Annotated in this window: 16 protein-coding genes; 4 read left to right on the top strand and 12 right to left on the bottom strand. The window is 39.3% G+C overall.

Annotation, left to right across the window (positions count from 1 at the left end):
• The first annotated feature begins 332 nt into the window (after positions 1 to 332).
• Both MUB18_RS20020 and MUB18_RS20015 read left to right on the top strand, forming a co-directional pair.
• Entirely contained in the window at positions 333 to 1,475 is a 1,143-nt protein-coding gene (locus MUB18_RS20020) for a sensor histidine kinase (protein ID WP_248754375.1), read from the top strand.
• Positions 1,450 to 2,205: a LytR/AlgR family response regulator transcription factor gene (locus tag MUB18_RS20015; RefSeq protein WP_248754374.1), complete on the top strand. Its 756-nt coding sequence runs from the start codon at positions 1,450 to 1,452 to the stop codon at positions 2,203 to 2,205. Before MUB18_RS20020 ends, MUB18_RS20015 begins: the two co-directional genes overlap by 26 nt.
• A 163-nt stretch (positions 2,206 to 2,368) precedes the next feature.
• On the opposite strand, the gene MUB18_RS20010 is transcribed toward MUB18_RS20015, so the two are convergent.
• The 3 genes from MUB18_RS20010 to MUB18_RS20000 are packed head-to-tail and all read right to left on the bottom strand — an operon-like array spanning position 2,369 to position 8,104.
• Positions 2,369 to 3,781, bottom strand: coding sequence for an efflux transporter outer membrane subunit (locus MUB18_RS20010; RefSeq protein ID WP_248754373.1), 1,413 nt, complete (start codon positions 3,779 to 3,781; stop codon positions 2,369 to 2,371).
• A complete protein-coding gene (locus MUB18_RS20005) occupies positions 3,781 to 6,936 on the bottom strand; it encodes an efflux RND transporter permease subunit (RefSeq protein ID WP_248754372.1) in 3,156 nt (1,051 codons plus the stop codon). The genes MUB18_RS20010 and MUB18_RS20005 overlap by 1 nt, the downstream gene beginning before the upstream one ends.
• A 19-nt stretch (positions 6,937 to 6,955) precedes the next feature.
• A complete protein-coding gene (locus tag MUB18_RS20000) occupies positions 6,956 to 8,104 on the bottom strand; it encodes an efflux RND transporter periplasmic adaptor subunit (protein WP_248754371.1) in 1,149 nt (382 codons plus the stop codon).
• A gap of 412 nt (positions 8,105 to 8,516) precedes the next feature.
• Between MUB18_RS20000 and MUB18_RS19995 the strand changes: the two genes are divergently transcribed.
• On the top strand, positions 8,517 to 8,714 hold the full coding sequence (locus tag MUB18_RS19995) for a hypothetical protein (protein ID WP_248754370.1): 198 nt from the start codon (positions 8,517 to 8,519) through the stop codon (positions 8,712 to 8,714).
• A 162-nt stretch (positions 8,715 to 8,876) separates the two neighbouring features.
• Here MUB18_RS19995 and MUB18_RS19990 read toward each other — a convergent pair whose 3' ends face one another.
• From MUB18_RS19990 to MUB18_RS19975, 4 genes are read right to left on the bottom strand one after another with little or no spacing between them, the layout of a single operon-like run.
• Positions 8,877 to 10,061 carry an AGE family epimerase/isomerase gene (locus MUB18_RS19990; RefSeq protein WP_248754369.1) on the bottom strand — a complete coding sequence of 395 codons (1,185 nt, stop codon included), beginning with the start codon at positions 10,059 to 10,061 and terminating at the stop codon, positions 8,877 to 8,879.
• Positions 10,062 to 11,234, bottom strand: coding sequence for a glycosidase (locus MUB18_RS19985; protein WP_248754368.1), 1,173 nt, complete (start codon positions 11,232 to 11,234; stop codon positions 10,062 to 10,064).
• 18 nt (positions 11,235 to 11,252) lie between these two features.
• Complete coding sequence (locus MUB18_RS19980) at positions 11,253 to 12,653, bottom strand: MFS transporter (RefSeq protein ID WP_248754367.1); 1,401 nt, start codon at positions 12,651 to 12,653, stop codon at positions 11,253 to 11,255.
• Positions 12,654 to 13,781 (bottom strand): glycoside hydrolase family 26 protein, encoded by a 1,128-nt coding sequence (locus tag MUB18_RS19975; protein ID WP_248754366.1) that lies wholly within the window; start codon positions 13,779 to 13,781, stop codon positions 12,654 to 12,656.
• 249 nt (positions 13,782 to 14,030) lie between these two features.
• Here MUB18_RS19975 and MUB18_RS19970 point away from each other — a divergent pair, with 249 nt between their 5' ends.
• The gene (locus MUB18_RS19970) at positions 14,031 to 14,912 is read left to right on the top strand and encodes a helix-turn-helix domain-containing protein (protein ID WP_248754365.1); all 882 of its coding nucleotides are present in this window, start codon (positions 14,031 to 14,033) and stop codon (positions 14,910 to 14,912) included.
• A 37-nt stretch (positions 14,913 to 14,949) separates the two neighbouring features.
• On the opposite strand, the gene MUB18_RS19965 is transcribed toward MUB18_RS19970, so the two are convergent.
• From MUB18_RS19965 to MUB18_RS19945, 5 genes are all read right to left on the bottom strand, one after another.
• Entirely contained in the window at positions 14,950 to 16,020 is a 1,071-nt protein-coding gene (locus tag MUB18_RS19965; protein ID WP_248754364.1) for a cell shape determination protein CcmA, read from the bottom strand.
• Positions 16,021 to 16,032: 12 nt separating this feature from the next.
• Positions 16,033 to 17,619, bottom strand: a complete 1,587-nt coding sequence (locus MUB18_RS19960; protein WP_248754363.1) for a RagB/SusD family nutrient uptake outer membrane protein — start codon at positions 17,617 to 17,619, stop codon at positions 16,033 to 16,035.
• A gap of 11 nt (positions 17,620 to 17,630) precedes the next feature.
• A complete protein-coding gene (locus tag MUB18_RS19955) occupies positions 17,631 to 20,816 on the bottom strand; it encodes a SusC/RagA family TonB-linked outer membrane protein (RefSeq protein ID WP_094771561.1) in 3,186 nt (1,061 codons plus the stop codon).
• A 169-nt stretch (positions 20,817 to 20,985) separates the two neighbouring features.
• Positions 20,986 to 22,041: an SGNH/GDSL hydrolase family protein gene (locus MUB18_RS19950; RefSeq protein ID WP_248754362.1), complete on the bottom strand. Its 1,056-nt coding sequence runs from the start codon at positions 22,039 to 22,041 to the stop codon at positions 20,986 to 20,988.
• A gap of 127 nt (positions 22,042 to 22,168) precedes the next feature.
• Positions 22,169 to 22,606 carry a GNAT family N-acetyltransferase gene (locus tag MUB18_RS19945; RefSeq protein ID WP_248754361.1) on the bottom strand — a complete coding sequence of 146 codons (438 nt, stop codon included), beginning with the start codon at positions 22,604 to 22,606 and terminating at the stop codon, positions 22,169 to 22,171.
• Between the last annotated feature and the right edge of the window lie 381 nt (positions 22,607 to 22,987).

The raw sequence follows: 22,987 nt of genomic DNA, 5'->3' as shown, positions 1-22,987 counted from the left end.
ATAAACATTTCAGCATGAGATTGGTCATATTCAGCTTTCAATTTTGAGGGTTGAGTGCGTAAGTATGAACTAATTTGCGGAAGAAGCACGATCTTTGTAAAAGAAGAATAGGAGGACAGATGCTCACGCAACACGTAACCAAATTTATAACCTAAGCGCACAGGTTTTGATCAATCAATAGCGAAGACCTGAGCGCTATACCGGTACCATCCTACTACCGATCAGTTCTACTGATCTGCCCTACGGATAAGGGATGTCTGGCCTATTTGAATTGACTGGAGTCTAATGAATAAAAATGAAAGCATTATTTATGATTTAATATCATAGCAGATATGAAAGAAAATAGCGATCTGGAACAGATAAACAAACGATTTTTACCAACCCGTTTAAGGAAAATGTTGTTGGTGTTTTTTGCGTTTATCTTATTTTATCTGGTATCCTATATCCTCAATCCCTATAGTGATTTCTGGAAAGAGTATCTGCAGAGGCAACCTTATGAGATCGTTATTGAATGGCTCGTGACCTTTTTGTTCTGCTATTTAATTACAGAGTCTAGCTTCCTGATTCATAAAAAACTAAACCTGCGTGTTCCATGGACGCAAAATAAATCTAAAAGGTTGTTTCTCGAAGTGATCCTCAATTTTGGGGTCGTGGTCATTTTGATCATGATCAATATGCTTTGTTTTTCCTTGATCTATCCTGATTTACCAGATACCGATATTTCGATAGAAGAGATTAAAGGTTGGCTCCAATGGATGGTGATCAGCTTATTAATTTCATTTATGAATATATCCATCAATACGGTTAGTTATTTGATCGATAACTGGATCGATACGTCCGTGGAGATGTCTCGACATAAAATTCATGCTGCAGAATTGAGACAAGCTTCTGTGGAAGCGGAGCTCAATACCTTGAAACTGCAGCTCGATCCACACTTTATCTTTAATAATCTCAGTGTATTGTCCGAATTGATTTTGGAAGATCAGCAACTGGGGTTTGAGTATTCCGAAAACTTTGCCAAAGTCTACCGTTTTTTACTGGTTAACAGTAAGAAGAATTTAATTTCTTTAGAAGAGGAAATCAGATTTCTGAGGTCTTATATCTTTTTGATCGAAAATAGGGTGGGTACCGGTGTTCATTTTACCATCGAAATTGATGAGCGGAGCAAACAGCTGTATATCCCGCCGCTTACGCTGCAGTTGTTGATCGAAAATGCAATCAAGCATAATGCGACCCATCATAAAAACCCCCTTATGATCAGCATTTACAATCCTGAGATTGATCGGGTGGTCATAGAAAATACACGTTCGCCTATCGATCGGACACAGATTGCATCTACAGGTATCGGATTAAAAAATATAAATAGTCGTTTTAAACTTTTGGGGAAGAAAATTCCAGAAGTATTTCAAAATGAACATACCTTTATGGTATCTATTCAATTAATAGCGTATGATAGAGAAAATAGTAATAGTTGAGGATGAAAAACTCAATGCAGACCGTCTGAAACGTTTAATAAGCGAAATCAATCCAAACGTAAAAATTATTGCCGTATTGGACAGTGTGATGGATACGATAGAATGGTTCAAAGAAAATGACGAACCGGATGTCGTTATGATGGATATTCGCCTTTCTGATGGGGTTAGTTTTGATATTTTTGAGAAGGTGGCTATCCAATGTCCTATTATTTTTACGACAGCTTATGATGAATATGCGGTACAGGCATTCAAGTACAATAGTGTTGATTATATTTTAAAGCCTGTTGAAAAGGAAGAGCTCCATACCGCATTAAACAAAGTGGACGATTATAAATCAAAAATGGAACATCAGTTGTCCATTGATAAGCTGATCAGCTATGTTAAACAAAAGGAGTATCGGACTCGTTTTCTGGTTCCCTTTAGAGATGGTTTTCAAACCATATTGGTGACCGACCTGTCCTTTATTTATATGGATATGAAATTGACAAAAGCACGATTGAAAAATGGTAAAGATGTTGTGTTAAATTTGAGTTTGGATGATCTTGAAAAACAGCTGGATCCAAAATTTTTCTTTAGGGCCAATCGTCAATTTATTATCCATGTCGACTCTGTAGATCAACTGGTCAATTATTTCAATAGAAAGCTCAAAGTTATCCTGTTTAATGCTGATTGTGAAGTGATCGTGAGTAGGGAGAAATCCAATCTCTTGAAAGAATGGCTGGATTCGTAACGGCATAAGCAATAGATCCATTTTTTTGCTGATTAAGGCGCATATCAGATCTGATCAGGCCGAGATTGTGATCTAAAAACCCATTTCCATGTTGTATATAAAAATAAAAGCTGTACTCTTGGATAGAAGCACAGCTTTTATTTTTATGATAAACAATACTTTTTTAATCTACGCCTCCGCCCAGAGCACGGTAAAGATCCGTGGCGGCATCAAATCGCTCTTTTTGGATCGATATGGCTTCCAGATCATTCTGTAGCGAATTATTCTGTGCCGTGATCACTTCCAGATAAGTCGCCATTCCGCTTCTATACAGCAACATGGCATCACTCACCGCTTTCTGCAATGCTGTTTTTTTCTGTTCGATAAGCGCTACGCGCTGATCGGCGTATTGTCGTTTTGCTAATGCATCGGACACTTCGCTTACGGCTGTCATAACTGTCAGTCGAAATTGCTCTGCTGATTTTTCTTGTTCAATTTTGGCTATTTCATAAGCTGTTTTCAACTTCTTGTTCTGAAAAATCGGCTGGGTAATATTACCTGCGATATTTTTCACCAATGAACCCGGAAGGTCAAACCAGTTATTAAACTGGAATGAATTGGTTCCGATAGAAGGAGTCAATCGTAAAGAAGGATACATCTGAGCCTTTGCCAGACCAGTACCCGCATTGGCCATCACGACAGCATATTCTGCGGCACGTACATCTGGACGTCTACTGAGCATGTCGGCAGGCACGCCTATCGGGAAGCTTTCTACAAAAGGTGTCGTTTCCATAGTCGACGCACGTGCGATGCTATCTGGAAAAGAACCACAGAGAATGCTTAATACATTTTCCTGTATGGCGATATTTTGCTTGGCCAGAGGGACAAGCAATTCAGCAGTCTTCTTTTGTGCTTCAGCCTGATCCACAGCTAATGAATTGGTCTGTGCCGATTCAAACTGCAGCTTGATAATCTGCAAGGTCGTATCGCTCAACGCAATGTTTCGGGAAGCAACTTTAAGCTGCTCATCCAGTGTAATTAAATTATAGTAAGCCTGCGCGACTTGACTGACAATACGGGTCCGCAATGCCGATAGATTTTCATGCTGCATGAAAAAGTTGGCTCGAGCGGACTCTTTTTGCATGGCTACTTTGCCCCAGATATCTGCTTCCCAGGAAACAGTGAGCGAAGCTGAATAATCGTCCATGTGTTGATTTCCTGTAAATTGCTCACTCAAAGAACCATTCAAAGAACTTTTTGATAGGTAGTTTCGTGCAGCAGAGACAGAAAGTTCTGCCGTGGGAAGAAGTCCCAGTTTTGCCTGTTTATAAGAAAGATCCAACTGACGGAGATTCATCATTGCGACCGATATATCCTTATTCTTGTCCAGCGCCTTATCGATCAACGCGGTCAGATAAGCATCTTTAAAGAACGTTTTATAGGGCAGACTAATGGTATCACCCGTCAATTCAACCGTATTCCTATAACTTGTTGGAGTCTCCAACTCTGGACGACTATACTTTTTGTTTACCGAGCAGGAGGACAGTAAAACTGCCACTCCAACACCGTAAAATATATGATTTATAGATAATGCCATTACTCAACACTTTGAATTTTTTGATTTTTGTTTTTACCGGATACCTTTTCCTGAAGATATTGAAACAGTATATACAGGATTGGGATGACAAATACACCTAGGATCACGCCCGAAAGCATCCCGATGGCTGCACCTGTACTGATCGATCGATTACCCATGGCAGAGCCACCTGTTGCAAACATTAAGGGAATCATACCGACAATAAAAGCCAATGAGGTCATGATGATCGGACGTAATCTTGATTTTGCTCCTTCAATTGCCGATTCAACGATCGTATAACCTGCAGCGCGACGCTGCACCGCAAATTCAATAATCAAAATCGCATTCTTCGCTAATAGCCCAACAAGCATAATTAAACCAACCTGAACATAAATATTATTGTCCAATCCGATTGCCCTAATCGATGCAAATGCACCAATAATACCTGTAGGAATGGAAAGCAATACCGCTAGTGGCAACAGATAACTTTCATATTGTGCGGCCAGTAAGAAGTACACAAATAACAGACACAGCGATAAAATAATCAAGGTCTGGTTACCGGCAGATTTTTCCTCTAAACTTAATCCTGTCCATTCGTATCCGTAATCTGATGGCAATTTGCTCAGCACGTTTTGCTCCAGATTGGTCATGATCTGACCATTACTAGCACCTGGCTGGGGCACTACACTGATCGTAAGCGCATTGAATAAGTTATATCTGCTCAACGATTCAGGACCATATACCTTATGCAGGGTGACCATGGAATTGACGGGCACCATTTGGTTCTGATCATTGCGAACAAAGATTTCATTAAATGATTGTTCATCCGTTCTGAATATCCCATCTGCTTTTACGTTGACGCGATAAAATTTACCGAATCGGGTGAAGTTCATCGATTGATCACCTGCAAAATAGGTTTGGATCACATTCATCATACGACTGATTTCCACACCCATTTGCTGTGCTTTATCTTCGTCAACTTCCAGTTCAAGCTGTGGATAGTCTGTGCGGAATGTGGTATATGCAAACTGAACACCGGGTTGCTGCATAATTTTTCCAATTACTTCATCAGACATCTGTTTAAGTTTTTCTGGCGATTTTCCCGTCTTATCCTGCAACACGATTTCGGCACCACTGGTGACTCCATATCCGTCCACAGGAGGACTCCTAAAAGCCATGATTGTGGCTTCCTTAACCGTCGCAAATTGAGCTGTTAGATTGCCTAAAATCTGATCAATATCTTGTTCCGCACCACGGTCTTTTTTATCTTTTAATTTGATAAATCCCATGGCATAAGCTGGACTGGCACTGTTTGACAAAATATTGAAACCTGTGATCGTTGTACTATTTTGTACGGATTCTATCTTTTTCAAGATCTCATCCACACGTGCAGCGGCAGCAGTTGTCCGATCGAGCGCAGTACCCGGAGGCATGCTTAAACTGAAGATGATAAAGGAATCATCTTCCATAGGAACAAAGCTTTTGGGTGTACTGGTCATCATCCAACCTGCTAGTGCAGTGATCAGGATCACCAGGCCAGCACCGATCCATTTTCTACCAATTAAGAACCGCAGTCCCTTGATATATTTACCGGTTAAATTCTCAAAACCAGCATTAAATGCGGTAAAGAATCGTTTTCCAAATCCTTTTTTATCAGATGCTCCGTGCTGACCATCGGCATGATTATTTTTTAATAATAAGGCACATAGGGCAGGTGTGAGCGTCAGGGCATTGACCGCCGATATAATAATCGCAATTGCTAATGTATAGGCAAACTGCTTATAAAATATACCTGCAGAACCCGTCATAAATCCAATCGGTATAAAGACCGCCGACATGACCAAAGTGATCGATACGACTGCACCCGTGATCTCGCCCATGGCACTATGTGTCGCCTCTTTTCCGGTCATGTTCGTGCCTTCCATTTTACTATGGACGGCTTCGACGACTACGATGGCATCATCGACGACAATCCCGATAGCGAGTACCAAAGCAAATAAGGTCAGCACATTGATGGTGAATCCAAAAGCGAGCAGGAAGAAAAATGTACCTATAATCGCTACCGGTACCGCAATAGCGGGTATAATAGTCGATCTAAAATCTTGAAGAAATAAGAATACGACGATAAACACCAATATAAAGGCTTCGATCAAAGTCGATTTTACTTGTCCTGTTGCTTCGTCCAAACGTTCTTTTGTACTCATCAAGCTCGTATAGTCTACGCCTGGGGGAAAGTTTTTAGATGCACTCTTCAACACTTCCTGTACCCCAATCTCAATATCGTTGGCATTAGACCCTGTGGTCTGTAGAATGGCCACTGTTACGGCATTCTTTCCACTCATGGTCGTATTGCCGCTATAATTAAGCGAGCCAAATTCGATACGGGCGACATCTTTCAATCGTACCAAAAGCTCACCATCGCGTTTCACGACAATATTTTCGTACTCCTGGGGCTGATTCTTTTTACCCTTATAGCGCATGACATATTCCAGCGCAGCATTGGATTCTTCGCCCAGCTTACCTGGTGCGACTTCTATACTTTGTGTGCCGATGGCATTACTGACATCAGCAGGCTCTAAGCCATAAGCAGCCATTTTCTGCGGATTGAGCCATACACGCATGGAATAATCTTTGACGCCAAAAACTTGTGCCTGTCCCACTCCAGAAACACGTTTGATCTGTGGAATGACGTTGATATTGACAAAGTTTTGCAGAAAAAGCTCATCATATTTTTCATTATCATCCGTATATACGTTGAAAATGAGGATCATGCTATTTTGCTGCTTGGAAGTCGTCAATCCCATCCGGATCACCTCTTGTGGAAGGATTGGCGTAGCTTGCTGCACCCTGTTTTGTACGTTTACAGCCGCTTGGTCAGGATCCACGCCCTGCTTGAAGATAATGGAAATAGAAAATGAACCATCATTACTCGCAGTGGATTTGATATACTGCATATTTTCCACTCCATTGATCTGCTCTTCGAGCGGTGTGACCACCGAACGAATAACCGCCTCACTGTTCCCTCCGGGATAACTGCCCGATACCATCACGGTAGGCGGAGAAATATCCGGAAAACGCGTTACAGGGAGTCTTAACAACCCTATAATACCCAATATCAATAGCACAACCGAAATTACGGTGGCCATGACGGGTCTATCTATAATTTTTTTTAACATGTTGATACTAGTCTAGAAATTAATGTTTCAAAGAGTCTTGGCTCACGATCTTAGGTACGACCACGACTCCTTCTGTTAATTGGTCTATACTGTTGATAGCGATTTTATCACCCGATTTTACACCCGATTTGATGATATAATCTGAACCTGTGCGGCCATCTATTTCGATCGTTTTCATCGCCACCTTATTGCTGTCAGCGAGTACATAAACAAAAAATTTGTCTTGTATATCTTTCACTGCAGCCATTGGTAGTGTCAGAGCACTAGTCAGATTTTTGGTCAAAACCACGCGCGCAGCACCACCGGAACGTAAAATTTTATCGGGGTTTGCAAATACAGCCTTTAATGATATCGTTCCTGTATTACGGTCAATGTTACCACTAGCAATTTCTACCCGACCTTTTTGGTTGTAGCGGTTACCGTCTGCCATGATGATCTCTACGGTATTCATCCCTGCATCTGTTTTTCGATCATTCATAAAGGCGATGAATTTAGCTTCATTGAGATTGAAATAAACAAAGACTTGGTCGATCTCCGATAAAGTGGTCAATGGATTTGCATCGGTAGGGGTGACCAAATTGCCGACCCGACTTGGAATACGTCCTATGTAACCACTTACTGGTGCTTTAATAATGGCAAAAGCAGCATTTAACTGCGAAGAGCTCAAAGCAGATTTTGCCTGTGCGACTTGAGCAGTTGCAGCATCATACTGCGCCTGTGCACTTTTTAACTGTAGGTCTGAAACTACTTTTCCCTGAACTAGAGGTTTTATTTTTTCCAATTCGATCTGCGCGTTGGCCAGCGACGCTAAGGCCGATTGTAATGATGCTTTACTATTAGTCACCTGCTCATTGAAGACATCGCTCTTGATTTTGAACAGCGATTGTCCTTTTTGTACATATTCTCCTTCTTTGACATAACTAGCCTCTAGATAGCCCGATACTTGTGCCCGAATATCGACATTGACTGTTCCTTCTATAGTACCAGGATAAGTCTCGACGATGGTCGTCGGAGACTCTTGTAATGCGATGAAATCAGCATGTAATGCCTGTTGTTCGTATGATCCTTCCTGTTGTTGTCCTCCACATGAACTAAACAAAATACCGAAAGCAAATACGGCTATGTATAGATTGAAATTGATCCTTGCTTTGAATTCTTGCTTTACCATTTTATATACGATTAAAATTTCAGGTACAAATAACAAGAGTTATAATCATTTAAGAAAGAGATAAGTGACTGAACTGGCGAAAATGGCTTCTGAAACGAAACTGTTGTCATCTGAATCAACACAGTATATTGCTGTATAGGACGGAACCCGTATGCCGCACAATTAAAAGTTGCAGGCGCTATAAGTCGGGGTAAAAGTTCAGTAAGATGGATCGTCAAGAAAATTGGTGAGGTACGGTTCAGCGGGTTGACGTTCCCAATTCAGCATCGAATTTTGCCAGTTGAGCTATTTTTCTCTTAACAATAAGGTACCTCTTCTCTATTTTTGTATAGGACATTCGAAGAGTTATCCCTTAAACACAACTTCTACCATGATGATGGAATATATTTTGGTTTTTTCAATCTGTAAAGATATGATCGTAAGACGGCAGGAGATCATGTCTTATCTGCAACAGCATCTCGATCATTTGGAATTAACGACCATTGAGTTACAAGATCGGAAGTTTACGATGTCCATCAAATCTAGAGAACGCCTGGAATACCAGATTCAGAAATTGATCAGATCAAAGGGTTTACAGATCGCTTTTATATCAGGCGAGCGTATCGCATAAGTCAATGCTTATGGATTGTGTATAGGGCTTATTTTATGATGAGCTAGACCATCCGTCAAAACTGCCGGAATTATTCATAATTAAAAAATGCACCTTCCTGTTATGAGTCAAATTTTGACGGAAGGCACATTCTCTAATTTTTACTTCTTTTATTTGCACGGATCAATCTTTTGGTATTCGATGCAGTAATTCTAAGCAAGCTCGCGTATTATGGTAGGGGCATTTCCAGATTCCGACCTTATCTTCTCCCAGCATAAGTTCACCCTGCGCATCTCTTCCCCAGAACCATTCGCCATGTTTAGTATCAAGAAGATTGGATTTGATATAACTCCAGATCTGATACACGACTTTCAAATACTTTTCGTGTTGTGTAAGGGTATAAGCGCAATAAAAACCCACTAAAGCTTCAGCTTGTACCCACCAATGTTTTTCTGCATGCAGATGTCGGGTAGCATGGTTGTATTCATAGTTGAGCGCACCACCTTCAAATCCTTCTAAAGCGCCTTCGGCAAGTTGAATGGCATGTCTTTTATAAATTTTGATCCACCTTTTATCTTGGATCGTTTCAGCGCATTCTAACAGGAGCCAGGAAGCTTCAATATCGTGACCGAAGGAGAAAAAGCGTTGTGAACTTTCCCACCGATCATTCATAAAGAGGATCAGATGTTTGCCATTAATGATGTATTGGTCAAATATGGATAATAAATGATCTATTTTCTCTTTTAAATAATCAGTAGGCGCTACACGATATAAATTGGAATAGGCTTCAATAATATGGAGATGGGTATTCATGGTCTTTCTTGCCTGAAGATCCTTGTCTGAAAGGCGCACATCATCGATCTTAGACCAATCCTGACCTAATGCTTCGATATAGCCACCATATACAGGTTCAAAAGCATATTTTTCTAGTTTTTCAACTAATTTATTTGCCCAGGCAAGTACTTCCATATCCTGCGAAATTTCATAATATTCCGACAGACCATAGATCACAAATGCGATGGCATAAGTTTGTTTTTTACCCTCCAATACTTCCCCTTTATGGGTCAATGACCAATATACCCCTCCATATATGGGGTCTATTCCATAAGTTTTTATATAGTGATAAGCGCGTTCGGCAAGAGCTAGATCAGTGGGGTCGTTACTGTTTTTATAGGCTGCGGAAAATGACCATAGTAGACGTCCCTGTAGCACTAAACCCTTTGCCGCAGTATCATCGACCTGATTACCTTGCGTGATTCTTCCCACAAAACCACCATTGATTTCGTCGATGGTATTGTTCTTCCAGTAACGGAGGATATTGTTCAATGCGATATCCAATTCTTTACGAAGGTTAGTTGTTGCCGGCATTTATGCGATCTTATTATTGGATTCAATCAAAGCGATAATTCTTTCTACAGAACTTTTGGAAGTCAATAAATCTTCCGGAGTTTGCGTGACGTAATCAATCAATTGTTTTATAGTGGTGGTCGCTACATGCATGCGTGTATCTGAAGAAGCATAATAGATCAATACATCGTTTCCATCCTGAATCCAGCCATTAGAAAATACGACATTGGAAACATCTCCAATACGCTCATCACCTTCTGGAGCGATAAAATAGCCTGCAGGTTTATAAATAACTTGCGTAATGTCATGAAGGTCGGTCATAAACAGGTAGAGTACATAGCGAAGACCTGCAGCAGTATGGCGTACCCCATGTGCAAGATGCAACCAACCTAAATCTGTTTTTAAAGGAGCAGGTCCTTGACCGTTTTTAGCTTCGTAGACAGTATGATATACTTTTTTATCAATCACAATTTCATGATCGATGATCGCGTTTTCCATTTTATCACAATAACCAATGGCGATTCCACCACCTTGTCCAGCTTCAAGGAATGAATCTTGTGGACGGGTGTAAAGGGCATATTTTCCTTCAACAAATTCGGGATGTAAGACCACATTTCTTTGCTGTGCAGCATGGGTTTTCAAATCGGGTAAACGTTCCCAGTTGACTAAGTCCGAAGAACGAATAATGCCGCATTGGGCAATTGCTGCTGTCTGATCATTTTCAGAAGCGTTTTTATCTCTACGTTCTGTGCAAAATAGACCATAGATATACCCGTCTTCATGTGCCGTAAGTCGCATATCATAGACATTGGTATCTGGTTCTTCTGTTTGTGGCAGTAAAATCGGTCTATCCCGAAAACGAAAATGATCGATCCCATTGGGGCTTTCAGCAATGGCAAAAAATGATTTCCGATCTGCGCCTTCTACACGTGCAACTAATAGATATTGGTCATGGAATTTTATTGCTCCTGCATTAAAAACAGCATTTATAGCAAAGCGTTCTATAAAATAAGGGTTTTCTGTTTGATTAAAATCAAAGCGCCATGTTAAAGGGATATGTGCCGCAGTAAGAACAGGATACTCGTATCGATCGAATATACCATTGCCTATTGCTTTTTTGTTGTTTTTTCGAACAAGTAATTCTTCTTGTGTTTGCGTGAGTAGCTGTAATCGAGATTCGAATATTGTGGTCATAAGAAAATATAAATTGTATTAATGGTGATTTCTGCGCTTCTCCAATTCTTCGGATATCGCATACATTTTCGCATCAGTAAGGCTATAGAAATAAATAAAAATAACGGAGATCAATGCCCCTATGGCAGGAATAATACTCATCATTAAGCGAATTCCATTTTTTGCACTATCGGTTTGTATTGCATTGGCTTCGAAGCCATAGATGGCCAATATCCAGCCTGTCAATGCTCCACCCATCGTCCAGCCTAACTTTTGAGACATCGAGGAGGAGGAGAAGATCAATCCTGTTGCTCTACGTCCAGTTTTCCATTCCGAATAATCGGCAATATCGCCATACATGGACCATAATAAAGGAAAAATTGCTCCTGCACAGATGGAAATTAAGCATTGTAAAATAAAAATATAAGCCACCTGTGTCTCTTCTAAACTATAAAAAAATAAACTCAGGATCCCGGCAAGGATCATCGCCGAGGCAAATGTTTTTTTCTTTCCTAATCGATCTGCAACGGGCTTGACAAGTAATACCCCAATAATATTAGCCCCTTGACCTAATACCAGGTAGAGTGTGGAATAGTTTAAATGGAGATTTAGAAATGGAATATGTATGGCATTTTGATTGGTAAAGTAGTATTTAAAATAGAAAATAGCAGAACCATCACGTAGGGAATTGAAAATCAATGTCGCAATCCCTGCAGCAAGCAATATAAACCAAGGCTTGTTGGTAGCTAAATCACGCAGGTCATCCCTCAGCGAATTGTCGGTACTTTTAACAGGAAGGATTCGTTCTCTTGTCCATGCAAATGTAAAATAGAATAAAATAGAAGCGATACAAGCAAAAATAATCATGGTATACTGCCATCCTCTTTGAGCATCGAATAGACCATTTTCCACTTTTCCAAAATAATCAACCACCGGTTCTGCTAATCCTAAAACTAAGATGCTTCCAGCAAATGCAAATACAAATCGATAAGAAGATAAGGTCGTCCTTTCTTTGATATCAGCGGTCATGACACCCATTAATGAGGCATAAGGCACATTGATAAGCGAATAGATCATCATCATCAAGGTATAGGTACAATAAGCATAAATAATCTTACCCGATTGACTCAGTTCGGGGGCTGAAAAGGTCAGGATGCCAATCAGACCAAAAGGGAGCGCAATCCATAAAATAAAAGGTCTAAATTTCCCCCACTTGGTGTGTGTACGGTCGGATATGATCCCTACAAGAGGATCAAATGCGGTATCCCAAATCCGTGTGATCAAAAACATGGTCCCTACTACAGCGGCGGAAATACCAAATACGTCAGTATAATAATAGAGCAGGTACACGGAGAATATTTTCCAAAACATAGAAGATGCAAAATCTCCAAAGCCATAGCCCACTTTCTCCTTAAAGGATAGTTTTTCTGTTTTCATCATTTATTTATAGAGATTTAGCGCTTTAGTTTTCTTTCCAAAATAGACGTTAGGTAAGGCGTAGAAGTTTTTGAAATCTGAGGAGGAGGGATGTCCCTTATATGGAGCATAATAATGCATTTGATTTTCTTCTTTTTTCAAACCATGATTTCTCCAGATCAAAACATAACAGATATCAAAATCTTGAACAGATGCATATAAATTCTGCGTCCACCAAGTAGGATCGGGAATGGTTTCAAATCCTGTTTCCGCGAGTGCCATCGGTTTTTGATTTTTCTGGGCATATTGCTGCAATACGGCTAAATTATTCCGTAGCAAGGCCGTGAAATCTTTTTTTGATTGTTCAAGTTCTGCCTTAGAAGGGGATGGCTTGGCGAATTGATACGTATCGAAACTCATCATATCAGCATAATCATTGCCGGGGTATCTATGGATAAATTCCTCTTCAGATTGAAAATTATTGGTATTATAGACGTAGATCAGGTGGTGAATATTCTTTTTATTTTTCAGATAATCCACGGTAAACTTCCATAACTTGATATAATCATCTGGAGAACAGTGTGGATTTCCCCACCAAAACCAGCCACCATTATGTTCATGAAAAGGTCGAAATAGAATGGGGGCATATACGCCTTCTTTCGTTTTAAGTTCCTTCAGAAAATCTGCGGCACGATCTAACCATTGGACATATAACTGATGGTTTTTACCACCAGGAATAATGCTGGCGACTGCCGTTGTGGTATCCCATGAGTTTCCTAAGCTTTGTGGATTGTCCATATGCCAACTGATGGTGTTAATAGACCCAGCTTCAAAACGATCCACGATAAATGCTTTCATTTTAGCAAATGATACCTGATCGATATTATGCGAACGTTGGTGCTCAATGCCACCAATATCCCATCCAAAGACAGCCGGATAGTCGCCAACGACGTCCTTGACATCCGATCGATTCGGTACATCTTTCCAAGTGACACCGTAGGCTAATGCATCTTGGTGTCCAAATAGTAAAGCTTTTTTATCTTGTAATTTGAATAGGTTTTGATACAGGTTTTTGGTTTCTATTGTTGCTTCTTGGTCGATCAATACTTGCGCCCTTAACGGAAGTAAATACATGGATAAGAGTGAGCACATGAATAAATTGAATATTGAAAATCGCACTATAAATAGATTTATTGGTAAAATAATCAGGTTGCTAATTGTTGATTCAATATTACAAAGTAATTATAAAATAGGCTAATACTATTTTAACAATATTGATTGATAATCTGACATTATCATTTGTTTAAATGATATGAAACCTATTTTTATTTAAAATTTATTTAATATTTTTTTATCACATCTGATAAAAAATACTAGATTAGTATACCAATTGTAAACATCATGGATCATACCAATATCATTAAGGAAATAACACCACTAACGCCGTCAGATTGTTTTACGATGTTCAGTCGCATCAAGAAGGAGTTTGATTTTCCGCTGCATTATCATGATGAATATGAATTAAACCTGATTATAAATGGACAAGGAGCGAGGCGTATTATCGGCAATCATATCGAAACGATCGATGAGCTGGAATTGGTATTGGTAGGACCCAATCTTCCCCATGCCTGGTTTACCCACCAATGTCAATCTGAGGAAATTCAGGAGATCACGGTACAGTGGCATAAGGATTTATTTGATGAAAAATTTCTAAAGCGCAATCAACTTAATTTCATTAAAAAAATGTTCGAATTATCATCCAAAGGCTTGAGTTTTTCCAAAGAAGCCATTGAGATGATAGCCCCTCGGATAAAAGATCTGGATAAAAAATCAGGATTTGATTCTGTGATTTCCCTGATGCTCATCTTACGGGATCTTTCTTCTTCACGCGGGGTGCAAACCTTATCGGGAGATAATTTTATTCAGGTAGACAATTTCTCGTATAATAGCAGACGGCTTGATAAGGCATTTGAATATATGAATGCCCATTATGGTAAGCCAATATCGTTGAAAGAAATTGCCAAATTGGTCAATATGACAGAGGTTTCATTTTCCCGATTTATAAAAAAGCGAACGGGTAACACGTTTATAGATTCGTTAACAGAAATTCGATTGGGGCATGCGACCCGATTATTAATTGAAACCACACATGCGGTAGCAGAGGTGTCATTCACCTGTGGCTTTAATAACATCTCCAATTTCAATCGTATTTTTAAAAAGAAAAAGGGATGCACGCCGACCGAATTTAGGGAGAATTTTTCGGGCTCGCGGATATTTGTGTAATGTAAAAGGCGATCCGAAGATCGCCTTTTACTGGGTACTATTTAATAAAGATGAGATCATCTAAATAGATATTTTGATTAGCATCATCAGGACCCGGAAGCCAAAATCCCAATTGAACGATATTTCTACCGTTGACAAACTGATCTATATCTGCGGTTTTCAATTTAAAGTAATTCCATTTATTGGCCTTGACAATAAGTTCAGTATTCCGATCCGAATTGCCATAGGCAACATTTCGAGTATTCGAGGTGATATATAAAGTCTGATCCGATGTACCACCTTTTAACCAGAATGAAATATAGGTATATTCGACAGGAACGTTAATTCCTCCTGACCAATTGGCAATTCCATTAGCGGACCAATTTCCTTTATTATAAGTCATCTTGAAAGAATGTGTTCCTGATTTAGCCGCTTCACTTGATACTTCTGCCGGTCCCCATGAACCATTGACAAGACCTTGTTCCATATCTTCATAAAATAACACTAAAGCTTTATCTAAATTGACAAAATCATCTTTGCTGGTGATACTACCTGCTTCATTCGTCAAGATTAATTTGGATTGTGTAAATTCAACTACAGGTATTTTCAAGGTGATGGAAGTAGCCGTTTTCGAAACAATTTGAATCACAGCTTGCTCATCCTTGACAAATTTAGCTTCGGAGATATCCGCAAAATTCTTACCCGTTAGTGTAAGCTCACCATTTCCTTTAAAGTTATAATTGGATACTTCGAGTATGTTTGGAAGACCCAGTACTTTAAAAGGAACGGTAAATTTGACGTCTTTGTAATTGATAAAGACAATATTTTGGTCTGCAGGTATTGCATCATCTGGAATACGGAAGATCACGGCATGGTCTGTATTGAAATTGGGATTTAAGGTGGCTTCAATACTATCTTTTTCAAAATAGATCGTTTTAATTCCACCTAATCCTGTCCCTTTTAGTGTCAATACTTCTCCTGCGGCACCTTGGCCCGGTGATATTTCTTGTGGATTGGGATTGGTGGAAGGCTCACTTAAGTTGCTTTCTTCTTTTTTACAGCCTATAAAAACTCCGACTGCACATAACATCCCGATGGATATAAATAATGGTTTTAATATATTTTTCATTTTTATAGGGGATTAATTCGTGTAATAAGGAACTGCTGGTTTTAATAATTCAGGATCAGAGACAGTTTCCGATTGCGGAATAGGTAAAAACAACTGCGCTTCATTATTGATCGTCGTTTTGAATGTGCTGATTCCAGTACCGGTATAAGAACCACGTTCCTGTTTGGACACAAATTGCTTCGCAAAATCAAAACCTCTTCTTTGCACATCAAACCAAAAATCGCCTTCATAAGCAAATTCGGCACGTCTTTCTTTAAAGATTAGGTCTGCAGTTAAAGATGTAGCTGGGATGTTGTTGAAATTTCCCGCTCGATTGTGAACCTTATTGAAAGCATTTAATGCGGTTGCATCTGAAGTGCTCGCTTGGGTTCCTAATGTCGCCTCGGCATAAATAAGTAGAACATCGGCATAACGTAAAATATAGGTACAGATATCAGAAGATCCATTATCAGATAATTTTTCACCATTGGAACCCGGACCTACGACATATTTAAGCGAATTTGCTCGAGAACCATTTCGAAAAGTAGTCGTTGTTTCATAGTTTGTGCCGGTGGTATCGTAGGTAAAACCATTTGGAAAATTGACATTTTTCCAATCTGCGCGGAAAAAACCATGTTCCATATTTGACCATTTACGACGTCTATCTTGTGCGGCATAAGATTCTAACATATCGATAGTTGGATAGACTGATGAGTACCCAGTTCCTTTGTCGGGTTTCATTAAGGTACTCGGTGCTGCATAAGCATTGACAGCATTGGCATAGCCATAACCACCATCTGCTATCCACTGCAATGCGAATAAAGACTCTTGATTATTATTTGCTTTAGAACTGGTGAACATTTCCTCATAATTTGGATATAAATCATATTTTCCGGAACTAATGACGAGTTGCGCCTTTTCTTTGGCCTTTTCATAATTCTTTTGATATAAATGTACTTTAGCCATCATTCCTGATGCAGAAAGGGACGAAACTCGACCTTTTTGATAGGGAGTGGTCGGAAGATTTTGTTCTGCAAATGCTAAGTCTTCTAAGATAAAGCGTAATACATCCGATTGGATATAACGAGGCACATTGTAATTACCTGATCCTGCTAAGGCAACTGGATCATTGACAATAGGAATATCCTTGTATATTCTGGTCAAGTAAAAGTAGGCAACTGCGCGAATAAAACGCGATTCGGCAATAGCGATATTCAAATAGTCTTTATCTCCAGAAGTGGATTTTTTCTGTTCGAAAGTCGAAGCCAAAACAGTAGCTGTACCCGCAACTTTATAGAGCGAGCGCCATGCAGAAGCAACCAGTCCATCGGTACTCAAGACGGTGAAATTATTAAAACTACCCCCATCATAATTGGGTCCAGTTTCGGTTAACATATTTCCAGCTAGTGTTTCCCCGATAGCATGGAACGATTTGTCGGTGTAATCGTACCAAACCGAATTATAAAGATAACCAGTAGCCGCATATACCTCTTCTGCAGTATTGTAATAGGTATCTAAGGTTGGATTATTTTCCGAAGGTTTATTTAGAAATTCTTTTTTACAAGCTGTAAGCATAAAGCCAAGCCCGAGCATTATATATATAAATTGATATCTTTTCATGATGATGGAAATTAGAATTGAATGTTAGCTCCGATCGTAAATGTTCTTGGATTTGGATAGTGACCATTATCCACATTTTGAGACAAGACTGATTTATTGAAAGAACCGATCTCGGGATCATATCCGGAGTATTTGGTAAACGTATATAAGTTTTGTGCGGATAAATAAATTCTTGCACTAGAGGCTTTCACCGATTTCATCCAACGTTCCGGAAGGTTATAGCCAATGGCAATATTTTGAATCCTCAAATAAGAGCCATCTTCAATATAGCGGTCAGAATTTTTGGTATTGTTACTGTGCCATTGGTTGACAAAACGCGGAATAGATGCGTTGGGATTGGATTCTGTATAGCGGTTTAAAACATCAGCAGATTGATTTAAAAAAGGATTTGAAAGTGATTCGGTATATTTCTTTGTCCAGTTAAAAATTTTTGAACCCTGCACTCCTTGTAGGAAAATAGATACGTCAAAGTTTTTGTAGGTAAAATTATTAGTGATCCCGTAATTGAAGGTCGGGTTAGGATCTCCAATAGTGGTCACGTCTTCAGATCCTATTTTTCCATCACCATTTAAATCCTTATACCGTACATCTCCTAAATATAAACCTGTTGGACCTACAGCCAATCCCCAATCCGTGCCATTATTGAGTTCGTCCATGGAACGGAATAATCCGTCCGTGACATAACCATAGAAGGTACCGACTGCATGTCCTGCTCGCGTAATGTTAACGACAGAAGTAGAACCCGTGAAATCTTGCTCTACGCCACGCAATAACGCATTTTCCGAGTTTAGGCTAACCAATTTATTTTTATAGTGTGAAAATACAACGCTTGTTTTCCAAGTGAAATTGTCCCGTTGTATATTGTAACTGGTGATTCCGATATCAATACCTTTATTGGACATTTTACCCGCATTTGTAACCGGAGGTTCAATTTCTTTATAGGCATTGTAGGGTGGGTTTGGGTCTAATCCTGCAAATACTGGTAGTGTTGTGGAAAGAATCATATCCGTGGTCACTTTATTATAAACATCCACGGTTATTTCTAATTTTTTCTTCAATAGGGTTAAGTCAAAACCTGCATTTGTCGTTTTCACAGACTCCCATCCTAAATTTGGATTTCCGACATTGGCGGGAATACCTCCTTTGCCAAATGGAGAAATAGGGAAGAGGCGAATATTGGTAGAGTATGCATTTTGAACCGGAGAATTCTGATTTCCTACTGTACCATAACCAACACGAAATTTGAGATAATCGATCGCATTCCAGTTTTTAGCAAACTTTTCCGAAGTCACTGTCCATGCACCGGAGATCGCTGTAAAAGTTCCATGTTTCCTATTTTCTCCAAAGCTCGAAGCCCCATCACGACGTAGGGATCCGGAGATCGCATATTTATTGTCGAATGTATAGCTCGCGCGACCGAAATAAGATTCCATAGCCCATGAACTGGTGGTGGAGTTTGTTCCGGAAGGTACCACAGTTCCTGCATTAATAGATTTGATATTTTGATCCAGGTCGATGGCACTGATGTAATGTCCATTATAGTGTGATTCCTGAGCTTCATGTCCTAATACGGCCGACACCCAGTGTTTAGCACCAAATCCTTTGTTGAAATTTAAGAAATTTCTCAAAGCCCAAAAATGACTTGTGTTTCGATCTTCTCGCAATTTACTGGGAGAAAGAATACTTTGACCAGTATTCTGATTATCTATTTTGGGCTGGAATGCGGTATTTTCTGCTAATTGGAAATCATAGTTTACTTCATTTCTTAGCGTCAGATAATCGGTAAATTTCAGTTCCGCATAAATATTACCAAAAGCTTTATTTTGGATCGCATTTACTTCACGCAAAAGTGCAGTAGCAATTGGATTGCCATTGGCATTGCCAAAGGTATTGTTACCTAAAGAACTTGTCGTGATATAGTTGCCATTTGCATCTTTAATAGGGGTTGCAGGACTATTGTATAAAACGATTGCGGTGGGCGTTTCTACTCCGTCGGTAAGTGTAATCCCTTGATTAGAACGGGATAAATTTGCGGTAATACCTGCTTTTAACCAAGGTTTCACTTCTTGGTCCAACGCAAACCTACTGGCTAACCGATTAAAATCTGAACCAATAATGGTACCCTTTTGATCAAATGAATTGAGCGAAAAATAGTAAGACGTTTTGTTGTGCCCTCCAGAGAATGCTAATTGATGATTGCTCGTATGGCCAGTTTGGAATAATGCATCTTGCCAATCGGTACCCTTACCCAATATTGTGGGATCTTTGAGTTCACCGATCTCGTTGAGTGCAGTTCCAGAAGCTTTGAATACTTCGGGGATTAATGAATTATAATAGGTTGCGTACTGTGGCAAGTTCATGATGTTGAGTTTTTTTGCCACCTGCTGGATACCATAATAGCCATCATAGGTAAATTTACCTTCACCGGCTTTTCCTTTCTTAGTTGTGACTAGGATTACGCCATTGGCACCCAATGATCCGTAAATAGCTTGTGCCGAGGCATCTTTTAAGATGTCAATCGATAAAATGTCATTTGGATTTAATGTGGCGAGGACAGACTGCTCGGTCTGACCACCTTTTCCTCCAAGTTGGTCTTGTGAGACCGAGTTTGTACTGGTTAGGATCGGAACTCCGTCGATCACATAAAGAGGTTCTGTTCCATTGACTGAGGTAATACCACGTACTTTAACGGAAACGCCCCCTCCGGGCTGACCGCCATTGTTGGTCACCGTTACACCTGCGACTTTACCCTGCAGTGCTTGATCTATTCCAGCTACGGGTTGGTCCTTAAAATCTTTTTCAGAGATAGAAGAAATGGAAGAAGTAACATTTGCTTTACGGACAGAACCGTATCCGATCACGACCAATTCATCCAAAGTATTGCTAAAAGGCTCTAAAGAGATGTTAATCGTGTTTTTATCTGCAATAGTAACTTCTTGAGCTTTGGAACCGACAAAGGAAAACACTAAACTCTTAGCGTTTGATGGGATCGTGATGGTATATTTTCCTTGACTATCTGTCGCGGCAACGGTATTGGTCCCCTTTACCGTAACGTTGACGCCAGGAAGTTTTTGTCCCTCTGCATTTTGGACTATACCTGTGATTACCCGATTTCCGGATTGTTGGGCATAAGCAGAATGGAGACATAATGTAAAAAAGCCCACTGTAAGTAGGGATCTTTGTAGAATGTTTAACATAGCTTTATTTCTTGGTTATAATTATCCAAATATGGAGATAATTCAAGTAGATCTTTAATACTATTATGACCAATCTTAATAATATTCGAACTATTTAAACCAGAAAATGTTTATTTAAGCTATTTTTTGTAGGTTACTGTATTGATACTATTTTGCTATTTTTTGGGTTCTATTTTTTCCAGTTATATTGTTTTAGGATAGCATGCTCCAGTTCTTGTGCGATCTGCACATGTTCCTTCGCATCAGGATGGCTGTCGCATCCAGAATTGTAAGATTTTTGAAAGAGATAATAGTTGATGTTCGTGTCATCTGCACGCTTCACAATTTCAGGTAATTGTAAGGCAAAATAGGATTTAAGTTCCGGATCTGCCATTGGGCTGCTTAAACATAAAATTTCTGCTTTAGGATATTTTTGACGTAGCTTCTTTAGAAAGTCAATATAATTCTTTATAAATAATTCAGCAGGTTGAAAACCATCATTCTGTCCAAGTGTCACACAGACTAAATCGGGTTGATAAGTGGAAAAGTTCCAATTGATGCGATTGTCGCGTAAATTTATTTTATCATAAATATCAGGCATTGTAAATTTTAGATCACAACACGAATGCATAAGACCTATTCCTGAGTATGATGTCAACTGCCATTTTGCATGGAGACTACGTGCTAAAATGGGGCCATACGCTGCATAGGCATCGTGCTGGTCAGACCATTCTCCAGTGCCGCAGGGAATGCTGAGGTTGGAGCCAGTCCCACAGGTGATGGAATTGCCATAAAATTCGATTTTTCGGGTCGTATGGTCCAATGATTTGTAAATCTGTTCTGCTTGGATATTCTTTAGTGCTAGGGACCCTATATTTGCTTCTGTTCCTTTACAGATCAATACGTGATGTCGACCTGCAGCAAGCTTTTCACCAATCCGTATTTTATTTTCCTTCGAGGCAAGCTTCAATCGTTGCACCGGTTCCTGATCGATGAGTATACTGATGTAATTATGATTTTTTCCATATAATGCTTCATCGATAAGTGTAATGTCACAATAGGATCCTTCGTAATCGAACTCAAAGTACACCCCAGGAGCATAGAAAGTGGGCAATTTAGGATCTGAAAAATCAATTCTTCCAGTATAAGTAATTGCAGGGTGGTCAGCAGAAAAAGTTTGTGTTTTTTGCTGTGCCATACAGGAGAAAAAAGATAACAATAGGATACTGATACAAATTCTATACATGGGGTTGTTTATTTTGGTGCTATAATATAGGTGTAAAGTTGTGTTTTTTGTCGCAACATGTGCATCAAATAAGAATTAAATATGTGATGCAGAAATTTTGTATACGCTAGCTCTAAAGGGTCAAGTTTTAAACCTGTTCATTTTTAATATAATAAATTTTGCTTTCTTTAGCTTGAAAGCCGATACCTTGATAAAGGTTTAAAGCGGCTTCGCGATGATCTTCTGTGTAGAGTAAAATCTCCTTAAGCTTTTTCTGATGGCCAATTTCTAATATTTTTTCAATGAGTTTTTTTCCGATACCTCTACCTCTATATTGCTCATTCACCACCACGTCCTCGATCCATCCTTTGCTACCCGAAATTACTTGATAAGTACATATACTAGCTATCCCTGCTACATGCTGATCAATTAAACAGTAAACGAATGATATGGGATTTTCATCCTTCAATATTTCAGTTAATGGTAATTGTTTTTTTTGAGGACTGAGCTGTTTAAAAAGCGCTGCTATCTCTTCGGCAATTTGATCATTGATGTCCGCTAAGCATAAAATTTTTATTTCCATCATATTTTTAGTTTGTTTTATTTAAAAATATCTGCTGCTACTGGTTCAGAAATTAAATACTGGTATTTATATGTAATATTTACAAATTTGAGAGAAAAAAAGTTATTTACCAAATACAATATCTCGTGTAGAGATGTGATTGGCTTAATTTCCTTTAAGATCATACTTTAATAGGGATTGATGCTCTTTTTTAATAGGCTACTAAAAAGAGCAAAGGGATTCGTAATCTGATCGATCAAGCGGAGCCAGTCAACTTCAGTATCTGGGTAAATCATCTTATTAGGAGATGACTGTGCGGATCCTCAATTTTGTTCTTGATTATTTTGCGAAGATTCAGGTCATACGACAATACTTAGTTGGTAAAAGTTGCTGATACAACCAATC

Source organism: Sphingobacterium sp. PCS056 (genome assembly GCF_023273895.1).
Lineage (GTDB): Bacteria > Bacteroidota > Bacteroidia > Sphingobacteriales > Sphingobacteriaceae > Sphingobacterium.
This window is presented reverse-complemented; position numbering and strand designations above follow the sequence as displayed.

Bases quoted from the DNA above. Each gene is read 5' to 3' on its own strand.
- MUB18_RS20020 (WP_248754375.1), top strand. From the start codon at position 333: ATGAAAGAAAATAGCGATCTGGAACAGATAAACAAACGATTTTTACCA.
- MUB18_RS20015 (WP_248754374.1), top strand. From the start codon at position 1,450: ATGATAGAGAAAATAGTAATAGTTGAGGATGAAAAACTCAATGCAGAC.
- MUB18_RS20010 (WP_248754373.1), bottom strand. From the start codon at position 3,781: ATGGCATTATCTATAAATCATATATTTTACGGTGTTGGAGTGGCAGTT.
- MUB18_RS20005 (WP_248754372.1), bottom strand. From the start codon at position 6,936: ATGTTAAAAAAAATTATAGATAGACCCGTCATGGCCACCGTAATTTCG.
- MUB18_RS20000 (WP_248754371.1), bottom strand. From the start codon at position 8,104: ATGGTAAAGCAAGAATTCAAAGCAAGGATCAATTTCAATCTATACATA.
- MUB18_RS19995 (WP_248754370.1), top strand. From the start codon at position 8,517: ATGATCGTAAGACGGCAGGAGATCATGTCTTATCTGCAACAGCATCTC.
- MUB18_RS19990 (WP_248754369.1), bottom strand. From the start codon at position 10,061: ATGCCGGCAACAACTAACCTTCGTAAAGAATTGGATATCGCATTGAAC.
- MUB18_RS19985 (WP_248754368.1), bottom strand. From the start codon at position 11,234: ATGACCACAATATTCGAATCTCGATTACAGCTACTCACGCAAACACAA.
- MUB18_RS19980 (WP_248754367.1), bottom strand. From the start codon at position 12,653: ATGATGAAAACAGAAAAACTATCCTTTAAGGAGAAAGTGGGCTATGGC.
- MUB18_RS19975 (WP_248754366.1), bottom strand. From the start codon at position 13,781: ATGTGCTCACTCTTATCCATGTATTTACTTCCGTTAAGGGCGCAAGTA.
- MUB18_RS19970 (WP_248754365.1), top strand. From the start codon at position 14,031: ATGGATCATACCAATATCATTAAGGAAATAACACCACTAACGCCGTCA.
- MUB18_RS19965 (WP_248754364.1), bottom strand. From the start codon at position 16,020: ATGAAAAATATATTAAAACCATTATTTATATCCATCGGGATGTTATGT.
- MUB18_RS19960 (WP_248754363.1), bottom strand. From the start codon at position 17,619: ATGAAAAGATATCAATTTATATATATAATGCTCGGGCTTGGCTTTATG.
- MUB18_RS19955 (WP_094771561.1), bottom strand. From the start codon at position 20,816: ATGTTAAACATTCTACAAAGATCCCTACTTACAGTGGGCTTTTTTACA.
- MUB18_RS19950 (WP_248754362.1), bottom strand. From the start codon at position 22,041: ATGTATAGAATTTGTATCAGTATCCTATTGTTATCTTTTTTCTCCTGT.
- MUB18_RS19945 (WP_248754361.1), bottom strand. From the start codon at position 22,606: ATGATGGAAATAAAAATTTTATGCTTAGCGGACATCAATGATCAAATT.